The organism is Williamsia sp. SKLECPSW1, assembly GCF_054332755.1.
The window spans coordinates 189,138-199,435 of sequence record NZ_JBTGLI010000003.1 but is presented as its reverse complement, the minus strand read 5'-3'; the positions used below and the strand labels follow the sequence as shown (position 1 = coordinate 199,435).

Annotated in this window: 10 protein-coding genes; 5 read left to right on the top strand and 5 right to left on the bottom strand. The window is 67.4% G+C overall.

Translation table 11 applies throughout. The features are described from left to right. Positions 1–84: 84 nt before the first annotated feature. Positions 85–1,059, top strand: a complete 975-nt coding sequence (locus ACXVUM_RS20320) for a carbohydrate kinase family protein (RefSeq protein ID WP_458523740.1) — start codon at positions 85–87, stop codon at positions 1,057–1,059. A 21-nt stretch (positions 1,060–1,080) separates the two neighbouring features. Here the strand turns inward: ACXVUM_RS20320 and asnB are convergent, their stop codons facing one another. Continuing rightward, positions 1,081–3,006, bottom strand: a complete 1,926-nt coding sequence (asnB, locus tag ACXVUM_RS20315; RefSeq protein WP_458523739.1) for an asparagine synthase (glutamine-hydrolyzing) — start codon at positions 3,004–3,006, stop codon at positions 1,081–1,083. Positions 3,007–3,236: 230 nt separating this feature from the next. Between asnB and ctaC the strand changes: the two genes are divergently transcribed. The 4 genes from ctaC (at position 3,237) to ACXVUM_RS20295 (ending at position 5,772) form a co-directional block, all read left to right on the top strand. Beyond that, positions 3,237–4,376, top strand: coding sequence for an aa3-type cytochrome oxidase subunit II (gene ctaC / locus ACXVUM_RS20310; protein ID WP_458523738.1), 1,140 nt, complete (start codon positions 3,237–3,239; stop codon positions 4,374–4,376). After that, positions 4,373–4,789 (top strand): cytochrome c oxidase subunit 4, encoded by a 417-nt coding sequence (locus tag ACXVUM_RS20305; RefSeq protein ID WP_458523737.1) that lies wholly within the window; start codon positions 4,373–4,375, stop codon positions 4,787–4,789. Before ctaC ends, ACXVUM_RS20305 begins: the two co-directional genes overlap by 4 nt. Beyond that, positions 4,786–5,367, top strand: coding sequence for a GNAT family N-acetyltransferase (locus ACXVUM_RS20300; RefSeq protein WP_458523793.1), 582 nt, complete (start codon positions 4,786–4,788; stop codon positions 5,365–5,367). Before ACXVUM_RS20305 ends, ACXVUM_RS20300 begins: the two co-directional genes overlap by 4 nt. A gap of 186 nt (positions 5,368–5,553) precedes the next feature. Further along, positions 5,554–5,772 (top strand): hypothetical protein, encoded by a 219-nt coding sequence (locus tag ACXVUM_RS20295; protein WP_458523736.1) that lies wholly within the window; start codon positions 5,554–5,556, stop codon positions 5,770–5,772. Positions 5,773–5,811: 39 nt separating this feature from the next. Here ACXVUM_RS20295 and qcrB read toward each other — a convergent pair whose 3' ends face one another. The 4 genes from qcrB to ctaE all read right to left on the bottom strand — a co-directional run bounded on the left by qcrB (position 5,812) and on the right by ctaE (position 10,223). Next, positions 5,812–7,437 carry a cytochrome bc1 complex cytochrome b subunit gene (qcrB, locus tag ACXVUM_RS20290; RefSeq protein WP_458523735.1) on the bottom strand — a complete coding sequence of 542 codons (1,626 nt, stop codon included), beginning with the start codon at positions 7,435–7,437 and terminating at the stop codon, positions 5,812–5,814. Next, a complete protein-coding gene (gene qcrA, locus ACXVUM_RS20285; RefSeq protein WP_458523734.1) occupies positions 7,434–8,639 on the bottom strand; it encodes a cytochrome bc1 complex Rieske iron-sulfur subunit in 1,206 nt (401 codons plus the stop codon). The genes qcrB and qcrA overlap by 4 nt, the downstream gene beginning before the upstream one ends. After that, positions 8,636–9,547 carry a cytochrome bc1 complex diheme cytochrome c subunit gene (gene qcrC, locus ACXVUM_RS20280; RefSeq protein WP_458523733.1) on the bottom strand — a complete coding sequence of 304 codons (912 nt, stop codon included), beginning with the start codon at positions 9,545–9,547 and terminating at the stop codon, positions 8,636–8,638. Before qcrC ends, qcrA begins: the two co-directional genes overlap by 4 nt. Positions 9,548–9,611: 64 nt before the next feature. After that, positions 9,612–10,223 (bottom strand): aa3-type cytochrome oxidase subunit III, encoded by a 612-nt coding sequence (gene ctaE, locus ACXVUM_RS20275; protein ID WP_458523732.1) that lies wholly within the window; start codon positions 10,221–10,223, stop codon positions 9,612–9,614. Between the last annotated feature and the right edge of the window lie 75 nt (positions 10,224–10,298).

Here is a 10,298-nt window from a genome sequence, read left to right as displayed (position 1 = left end):
GTGGCCCCCACCGAGACGGTGGGGCCCACTGCCGTTGCAGTAGCGTTGGCGCTCGACCGATCCCGACGAAAGGGTTCTTCCACCGTGGCCATCGCCATCTGCGGCTCGATCGCGACCGACCATCTGATGCGGTTCAAGGGCAAGTTCTCCGAGCAGCTGCTCGCCGAACACCTGCACCACATCTCGCTGAGCTTCCTGGTCGAGGACCTCGTGGTCCGACGCGGTGGCGTGGGCGGCAACATCTCGTACGGGCTCGGGCTGCTCGGCGCGTCGCCGATGCTGGTCGGCGCCGTCGGTTCCGACTTCGACGACTACCGCGAGTGGCTGACGTCCAACGGCGTCGACTGCAGTGGCGTGCGCACGTCGACCTCGGCGCACACCGCGCGGTTCATGTGCACCACCGACGACGACATGGCCCAGCTCGCCAGCTTCTACGTCGGCGCGATGGCCGACGCCCGGCAGATCTCCCTGTCCGACCTCTCCGACGAGTACGGACGCCCGGACCTGGTGCTCATCGGCGCCGACGACCCGGTCGCGATGACCCAGCACAGCCAGTCCTGCCGGGACCTCGAGATCCCGTTCGCGGCGGACCCCTCCCAGCAGCTGGCCCTGCTCGACGGCGACCAGATCCGCACCCTCATCGACGGGGCGGAGTACCTGCTCACCAACGAGTACGAGTGGGGCCTGCTGCAGAAGAAGACCGGCCTGAGCGCCGACGAGGTCGCCGCGATGGTCACCACCCGCGTCACCACCCTCGGTGGCGACGGAGCCGACATCGTCGACAAGGACGGCACCGTCACCCACGTCGACGTCGTCCCGGCCAGGGAGAAGGTCGACCCGACAGGTGTCGGCGACGGCTTCCGCGCCGGGTTCCTCTTCGCCCAGCAGAAGGGGCTGTCCTTCGAGCGGAGCGCACAGCTCGGCGCGCTCATCGCGACCTGTGTCCTCGAGACCGTCGCGCCGCAGGACTGGACCTGGGACCGCGACAGCGCCCTGGCCCGCCTCGAGGAGACCTACGGCGCGGACGCCGCGGCGGAGATCGGCGCGATCGTCCCCTGACGCCCCACCACCCCGTGTGGACTACAGCCGCACGGGGTAGGTGTGGTCGGCGATGTCGGGGACGATCGACCCCTCGACGAAGATGCCGTGCCACACCAGGAACACCAGCACGGTCCACAGTCGTCGGCTGTTGTCGACGGTGCCCGCCCGGTGCTCGTCGAGCATCGCCGACACCGCCTGCAGATCGACGATGTGCCCCGCGCCCGACGCGGCGATCGTCTCCCGCGCCCAGTCGTGCAGTTCGGTGCCGGCGAGCCAATGCCGCAGCGGCACCGGGAAACCCAGCTTCTTGCGGTGCAACACGTGCGCCGGGACGATCTGCTCCAGCGCCCGTCGCAGCGCGTACTTCGTCGTACCGTGCGCGATCTTCTCCTCGGTCGGCAGCCGCCGCGCCACGTCGAACACCTCGGGGTCGAGGAACGGCACGCGCAGCTCCAGTGAGTTCGCCATCGTCATCTTGTCGGCCTTGACGAGGATGTCGCCACGCAGCCACGTGAACAGGTCGATGTGCTGCATGCGCGCGACCGGATCCCACCCCTGGGTGGTCGCGTAGATGTCGGCGGTGACGTCGGTGTGCGTCCACTCGGGGCGGTAGGTCTTCAGCACCGCACGCAGCCGGGCGTCGTCGAAGCTGCGGGCGTTGCCGTAGTACCGCTGCTCCAGGGTCATCGACCCGCGGTGCAGCAGGCTCTTGCCCCGCGTGCCCTCGGGGATGCGGTCGGACAGTCGCCCCGCCGCGCGTCGCAGACCGCCCGGGAGGCGGTCGAAAGGCGCGAGCGAGAGCGGCTCCTTGTAGATCGTGTAGCCGCCGAACAGCTCGTCGGCGCCCTCGCCGGAGAGCACCACCTTGACGTGCTTGCGGGCCTCCTTGGCCACGAAGTAGAGCGGCACCAGTGCGGGGTCGGCGACCGGGTCGTCGAGGTACCAGACGATCTCGGGGATGGAGGCGGCGAACTCGGCCGGCGAGACGACCTTCACGACGTGACGGGCGCCGATCGCCGCCGCCGACTCGGCGGCCACGTCGACCTCGGAGTACCCCTCACGCTCGAAGCCGGTGGTGAACGTGATCAGGTCGGGGTTGTGACGGATCGCCAGCGCGGCGATCGCCGTCGAGTCGATGCCACCGGAGAGGAACGACCCCACCGTGACGTCGGCGCGCATGTGCTTGGCGACCGAGTCCGACAGCACGTCGGCGATCTCGTCGTAGCGTGCCTGCGCGCCGCCGTCGGGAACGGGCGTCGAGACGAACTGCGGCGTGAAGTAGCGACGGACGACTGGTGACCCACCCGGTGTCACCGTCGCGTGACAGCCGGACTCGAGGCGGGTGATGTCGCGATGCAGGGTCTCCGGCTCGGGCACGTACTGCAGCACCGTGTAGTGCTCGACGGCACGCAGGTCGAGGTCGGTTCCGAGCCCGACCGCCTCGAGCAGGTCCAGGACGCTCTTCTTCTCGCTGGCGAAGACGGTCCCGCCCGGGCCGGTCGCGAGGAACAGGGGCTTGATGCCGAAGCGGTCGCGGGCGAGGAACAGGCTCGACGTCTCGGTGTCCCAGATCGCGAACGCGAACATGCCCCGCAGTCGCGAGACGCTGTCGGGACCCCAGTGGTGGAACGCCGCGACGACGGCCTCGCCGTCGCCCTCGGTGCGGAACACCGCACCCTCGTCGCGCTGCAACTGCTCCCGCAGCTCGAGGTAGTTGTAGACCTCGCCGTTGTAGACCAGTGCGTACCGCTCCGGGGACTCCGGCGGTCCCCACCGCAACGGCTGGTGCGAGTGGTCGATGTCGATGATCGACAGGCGGTTGAACCCGAGCGCCAGATCGGCGTCGTTCCAGATGCCCGGATCGTCGGGACCGCGGTGGCGCATGCAGTGGACCGCGTCGGGGAGGTGCGCCGCGGCGGCATCACCCGTCCGGTCGGCGGTCAGCAGTCCCACGAGCCCGCACATCGGCGCGTCCTTTCGATTCGACGTCGTCTCCGGCCGCCTCGTCCGACCGCCGCCGGTCCTCGAGTATGCCCCACCGTCGAGGTGGCCACGATTCCCGCGCGCCCCGCCAGAACCCGATCACGAAAGGCCGCCCACGTTGGTCTACGCTGCGTAGTACACGGGCGGCGCGTTCCCTCCTCGTCGGAGGCGTATGCCCAGGGCAGTGGTGGTTTCACATGCGGAAGGCGTGGATGGTGACTCACGGAGATCGGTCCCGACAGGCGAACGCCTCGGGCCGCCGCCGGTTCAAGCAGATCGGCGCCGTCGTCGCGCTGGGGCTGACCGCCCTGCTGATGTCGGGGTGTTCCGCCCAGGAGGCGATGCGGTTCGGGTGGCCCGAGGGCATCACCCCCGAGGCCGAGGACATGCGGCACCTGTGGACGTGGTCGGTGATCGCGGCACTGGTGATGGGCATCATCGTCTGGGGACTGACGTTCTGGACGATCACGTTCCACCGTCGCAAGCGCAACGCGCCGGCGACGGCCGAGGACGAGTTCCCCCGGCAGACGGCCTACAACGTGCCGCTCGAGCTGACCTACACGGCGATCCCGTTCGTGATCATCGCGGTGCTCTTCTACTTCACGATCATCGTGCAGAACCACGTCGAGGCGAAGAAGTCCGACCCGAAGGTCGTCGTCGACATCACGGCCTTCCAGTGGAACTGGAAGTTCGGCTACCGCACTGTGGAGATGGCCGACGGCTCCACCTACAACGGTTTCCTCCGCAACGGCAGCCCGTACGACCTGCAGCAGACGGAGCTGAACAAGGAGGGCGAGGAGATCCCCGGCCCCGCCAACGGTCGCAACGACGACATCCGCAACTACCTGAAGTTCGACCGCATCGAGACCGTCGGAACCTCGGAAGAGGTCCCCGTGCTGGTGCTGCCGGTCGGTGAGCGGATCGAGTTCGAGCAGGCATCGGCCGACGTCATCCACTCGTTCTGGGTGCCGGAGTTCCTCTTCAAGCGCGACGTCTTCCCGTTCCCGAAGCAGAACCACACCGACAACCGGTGGCAGGTCAGCTCGATCGACCGGACAGGTGCGTTCGTCGGACGATGCGCCGAGATGTGCGGCACGTATCACTCGATGATGAACTTCGAGGTCCGTGCGGTGTCGAAGGACAAGTTCGACCGGTACATCGCGTACCGCGCCGCGAACCCCAACGCCACCAATGCGCAGGCGCTGCAGAGCATCTGCGAGACCCCGGTCTCGGTGACGACGCGTCCGTTCGACTCGCGACGCGCGACGAACGGCTCGGTGTCGGCGATCGCGTCGGGTGGGTCATCGTCCAACACGACAATTCCCGGCTGCACCGTAGGAGCGCAATCGTGAAGATCGAAGCCCGGCTCTTCGAGGTCCTGACCGTCTTCTTCTTCGGGGCGTCGATCATCTACGGCGTCGCGTCCGGCCTGTCGAGCAAGAATGTCGAGTGGGTCGGCGTGACCGGCATGGTCATGACCGGTGGTCTGACCCTGATCATCGGCACGTACTTCCGGTTCGTCGCACGTCGTGTCGACATCCGCCCGGAGGACTACGAAGAGGCCGAGATCGAGGACGGCGCAGGCGAACTGGGCTTCTTCAGCCCGGGCAGCTGGTGGCCGATCCTGATGGCCGGCAGTGCCGCGCTGCTCGGTGTCGCGATGGCGACGTCGAACTTCTGGCTGGTCGCGGTGGGCGCCGTGGCGATCATCGCCTCGGTCGGCGGGTTGGTCATGGAGTACCACGTCGGTCCCGAGAAGCACTGAACGCAGATCGTCCCCGAAGGGCAGGTGCCGAGGCACCTGTCCTTCGGCGTCTCTGCACCACCGCACTCCAGCCGGATGACCGGCGGTCGCTGCGCATGCTCCTCGACGATGCGTTCGCGGGAGACTTCACCGACGCCGACTGGGACCACGCTCTCGGCGGCGTGCACGTCCTCGCCGACCTCGACGGCCATCTGATCGGACACGCATCGGTGGTGCCACGCCGTGCCGTGGTCGACGGACACGAGCGCTCCTGCGGGTACGTCGAGGCCGTCGCGGTGTCGTCCTCGGCGCGCCGACGCGGAGTCGGCGTCGCGCTGATGCGGGCCGTCGACGAGCTGCTCGCGCCCTACGACATCGGGATCCTCGCCGCCACCGATGCCGGTGCACCCCTCTACGTCGCGCTGGGATGGGTCGAGTGGAGCGGACCACTGGCCGTCCGCGCTCCGGACGGCACCGTGACTCCCACCCCCGACGCCCGCGGTGCGGTCATGATCCGGGGTGCCTCGGGAACCGTTGCCCTCGCCGGTGACCACACTGCGCTCCTCGTCGTCGACGACCGGCCCGGGGACCCCTGGTAGTCACCCACTCCCGACTGTCGGGCACCAGAGGCCGTCTGTTGGGCGCCAGGAACCGTCCGTTGGGCGGTTCGTCGCTGCGTAGCCAGCCGTCGTGCCGTGGAGATCGGTCAGTGTGGTCGATCCGTTCCGCGGCGCCCATGTCGTCCATGAACCACTGAGCTCCCACTGCCCAACGAACGGTCCCTGGTGCCCAACGAACGGCTCCTGGTGCCCGACGAACGGTCCCTGGTGCCCGACGAACGGCTCCTGGTGCCCAACGAACGGTCCCTGGTGCCCAACGAACGGAGTCGGGTGCTCGACGACGGGGACGGTCACGAGTGGGGTGGGGGAGGGGAGCGCCCCCGGAGACGACACTTCGCGCCGGCCGATCGGTGCTCACAGACGACGACGGCGGCGGATCCGTGAGGATCCGCCGCCGTCGTCCGTTGTCCGGTGACCGTCAGGTCACTCGAGCATCCGCCCGCCCTTCGACTGGAGGTCGGAGAGCGCCTCGTGCTCGGCACGATGGTTCTCGTGCTCGATCTCGCGGTTGCGCTGCTGCTCCTCCGGCGGGTCGGCCAGCATGAGCGAACCGGTACCCGGCGAGCCCGCCGAGCCCAGCTTGTTCATCCGCTTGGGCAACGCCGCACCCTCGTAGGGGAGTGGGATGGGGTGGCCGTGGCTGTCGACCGGGCCGAGCGGCTGGTGCACCTCGATGTACTCGCCCTGCGGCATCCGCTTGATGATGCCGGTCTCGATGCCGTGCTCGAGCACCGCACGGTCACTGCGCTGCAACGCGAGTGCCCAGCGGTAGGCGATGTAGTACGCCAGCGGCGGCACGATGATCAGTCCGATACGGCCCATCCACGTCGTCGCGTTGAGGGAGATGTGGAACTTCAGCGCGATGATGTCGTTCATGCACGACAGCGTCAGCACGATGTAGAACCCGAGAGCCATCGCACCGATGCCGGTACGCACCGGGACGTCACGCGGACGCTGCAGCAGGTTGTGGTGCGCATCGTCGCCGGTGAGCCGCTTCTCGATCCACGGGTAGGCCACCATCACGGTGATGATCACACCGATCAGCAGCACCACCCAGAAGATGGCCGGGATCATGTACTTGTTCCCGAAGTAGATCTCCCAGGCCGGCATCAGTCGGGCCAGACCGTCGGTCCACATCATGTAGATGTCCGGCTGGGATCCGGCCGAGACGTGTGCCGGGTTGTACGGGCCGATCGTCCAGATCGGGTTGATCTGCAGCACACCGGCCATGATCGCCAGCACGCCGAACGTGACGGCGAAGAACGCGCCCGACTTCACCGCGAACACCGGGAGGATGCGCACGCCGACGACGTTCTTCTCGGTGCGGCCGGGGCCGGGGAACTGGGTGTGCTTCTGGTACCAGACCAACGCCAGGTGCGCGCCGATCAGCGCCAGGATGATGCCCGGGAAGAGCAGCACGTGGAGGATGTACAGACGCGGGATGATGATCTCGCCCGGGAAGTCTCCGCCGAACAGAGCCCAGTGGAGCCAGGTGCCGACCACCGGGATGCCCAGCACGATGCCCGACATGGCGGCGCGGACGCCGGTACCCGAGAGCAGGTCGTCCGGGAGCGAGTAGCCGAAGAAGCCCTCGAACATCGCCAGGAGCAGCAGCACGCAGCCGATGACCCAGTTCGCCTCACGCGGGCGACGGAACGCACCGGTGAAGAAGATGCGCGCCATGTGCACGATGATCGCGGCCGCGAACAGCAGCGCCGCCCAGTGGTGGATCTGACGGACGAATAGTCCGCCGCGCACGTCGAACGAGATGTCGAGCGCGGTGGCGTACGCCCGGCTCATCTGGACGCCGTTGAGCGGCTGGTAGGACCCGTGGTAGGTCACCTCCGCCATCGACGGGTCGAAGAAGAGGGTCAGGTAGACGCCGGAGATCAGCAGGATGACGAAGCTGTACAGCGCGATCTCACCGAGCAGGAACGACCAGTGGGTCGGGAAGACCTTGTTGATCTGCCGACGCATGCCCGGCGCGAGGTGATACCGCGAGTCGACTTCGTTCGCCTGGTGAGCCGCGCGATCCGCGATGGCACTCATGGCTTGTCCTTCCCTTGGCCGCGTTCCCAGAACGCCGGTCCCACAGGCTCGATGTAGTCACCCGCCGCGACCATGTATCCCTGATTGTTCACGGTGATCGGGAGTTGTGCCAGGGCACGGGCCGCCGGGCCGAAGATCGGCTTCGCGTACTCCAGTGCGTCGAACTGGCTCTGGTGGCAGGGGCAGAGGATGCGGTTGGTCTGCTGCTCGTAGAGCGAGCACGGGCAGCCCAGGTGCGAGCAGACCTTCGTGTAGGCGAAGTAGTCGCCGTAGTTGAAGCTCTCCTGACCCTGACGCTTGATCACCTTCGCGGTGTCGGAGGGGCGCAGTCGGATCAGCATCGTCGGGTTGCGGACGGCCTTGAGGCCCTGGTTCAGCTTCTCCCGCGACTCCTCGGTCTCACCGAAGCCGTCGGACAGACGCCACGGGAAGACGGTCTCCATGCCGCCGGCGTCGAGATCCTCGGGCCGGACCAGGACGACCTGTGACGGGTCGCCGGTGTCGCGACGCAGGAAGACCGTCTCGTTCGGCGTCTTCGGGTCGTTGTAGATCGGCGACCAGCCGCTGTGCCACAGCGGGGCGTCCTTGCCCTTGGCCCACGGGTTCTTGACGATCCCGCCGAAGAGGGCGACGACACCGGTGAACGCGAACGCGGTCAGACCGAACGCCGCCGAGCCGATGATCATCTTCCGGCGGGCGATCGTCGACGTGCTCCCGGCGTTGGCCAGCAGCGCCGCGGTGGTGGCCCTGTCGACGTCGTTCGATCCGCCGTCGTGCCGGTCCTGGACCGAGATCTCCTCGGGGATGAACTTCTTCGTGTACTGCACCAGGCCGATGCCGACCGCGAGGATCGACAGTCCGAAGGTGATGCCCAGCAGCGGGGTGTTCAGGGTGTACAGCAGGTAGTTCTTGCCGTCGGGCATGACGAACTGCCAGTGGTTGAACGCGAAGATCACGAAGCACGCCAGTGCGGAGACACCCGCCAGTGCGAACCAGAAGGCGATCGAGCGCTCGGCGCGCTTCTCGGCCTTCGTCCCCGGGGTGGGGAAGCGCTCACGGCGGTAGATGATCTCGACACCGTCGAGGTTCGTACCGAGTTTGACGAGCTCGTCGTTGCTCATCGCGTCGAGCTGGTCCTTGGTGAACGTCGGAGGGTGGTTGGTGCCCTCCGGGTTCTCCGGTGTCGTCTTCTCGTCGCTCATGAACGGGATCCAATCCACATCGCGGCAGCGACCACTGCGATCACGCCGATGACCCACATCGCCATGCCCTCGGACACCGGCCCGAAGCCGCCGAGCGCGTAGCCGCCCTGCGGGTTGTTGGTGGTGGCGTACTTGATGTAGCCGATGATGTCCTTCTTCTCGCCGGGCGTGAGCTGGCGATCGGAGAACTTCGGCATGTTCTGCGGGCCGGTGAGCATCGCGGTGTAGATCTGCTGCTCGTTGGCCGGGTCGAGGTTGGGCGCGTACTTGCCGGAGGACAGGGCTCCGCCACGACCGGTGAAGTTGTGGCAGGACGCACAGTTCAGCCGGAACAGCTCACTGCCGAGGCCGATGTCGTTGCCGCGCAGCGTCCCCTGGGCGAGGACGGGGTAGCCGTCCTTCATCTTCACGGTTCCGTCGGGGTTCTTCTCGTAGACCACCGTGGGGCCACCGCCGACCGACTGCACGTAGGCGCCGAGCTGGTCGATCTGGGTGTCGGTGAACTTCGGTGGCTTACGGGGTGCCTGCGACTCACCGCGCACCGCCGGCATGCGGCCGGAGGACACCTGGAAGTAGACCGACGCGTCACCGACACCGACCAGCGAGGGGCCACGGTCCTGGACGCCGTCGAGGTTCCTGCCGTGGCAGGTGATGCAGGCGGTCTCGTAGAGCTTCTTGCCGTCCTGGATGAGGGCGGCGTTGGTCTGCACGTCCGCCGTGGCGACCTGAGGGGTCGGCGTGAGGGCGGTCGCGAGACCTCCCGCGACGACGAGTCCGGCGAGCAGCAGCAGGGCGCCGCTCGCGCGACGACGCAGCTTGCGCCGTGCCTTGGCGCGTTTGGCGTCGGTCGCCCGCGTCCGCGACGGGGTGGACCCGTCGATCTGCTCGGGCGGGGGAGAAGAACTCATCTCTGCTCTCTCTGGTCGTGACGAATGGAGCGCGTGCGGCGGGCCGTGACTGTTCGGTCCGTCATCACCGGATGAAGTAGATGGTGGCGAACAGGCCGATCCAGACGATGTCGACGAAGTGCCAGTAGTAGGAGACGACGATGGCGGCCGTCGCCTGTGCGGGCGTGAACTTGCTCAACCGGGTCCTGATGAGCAGGAAGATGAAGGCGACCAGACCGCCGATGACGTGCAGACCGTGGAAACCGGTCGCCATGTAGAAGACGGAGCCGTAGGCGCTCGACGAGAGGGTGGTGCCCTCCTCCACGAGGCTGTGGTACTCGTACGCCTGGCCGGCGACGAAGAACGCCCCCATGACGAAGGTGAGGATGTACCAGCGGCGCAGGCCGAAGACGTCGCCGCGCTCGGCGGCGAACACGCCCATCTGGCATGTCACCGACGACAGCACGAGCACCGTGGTCACCGGGATGGCCAGGTAGAGATTGAGGTGGGTCGGCTCCGGCGGCCAGTTGCCCCCCGAGTTCGCCCGCGCGACGAAGTACATCGCGAACAGGCCCGCGAAGAACATGAGCTCGCTGGACAGCCACACGATCGTGCCGACGCTGACCATGTTCGGCCGGTTCAGCGAGTGCACCCGAGAGGTGATGGCTGTGCCCTGGGTCCCTGCAACGCTAGTCACAGACTGAAGTATGACGGTTCGTAGTATCCCGTGACCACCTGGGTCACCGAAAAAGTCGCCGACAGTTCAGGAGTG

Coding starts and splice junctions, on each gene's coding strand:
- qcrB (WP_458523735.1), bottom strand. CDS start 7,437: ATGAGTGCCATCGCGGATCGCGCGGCTCACCAGGCGAACGAAGTCGAC.
- asnB (WP_458523739.1), bottom strand. CDS start 3,006: ATGTGCGGGCTCGTGGGACTGCTGACCGCCGACCGGACGGGTGATGCC.
- qcrC (WP_458523733.1), bottom strand. CDS start 9,547: ATGAGTTCTTCTCCCCCGCCCGAGCAGATCGACGGGTCCACCCCGTCG.
- ctaC (WP_458523738.1), top strand. CDS start 3,237: ATGGTGACTCACGGAGATCGGTCCCGACAGGCGAACGCCTCGGGCCGC.
- qcrA (WP_458523734.1), bottom strand. CDS start 8,639: ATGAGCGACGAGAAGACGACACCGGAGAACCCGGAGGGCACCAACCAC.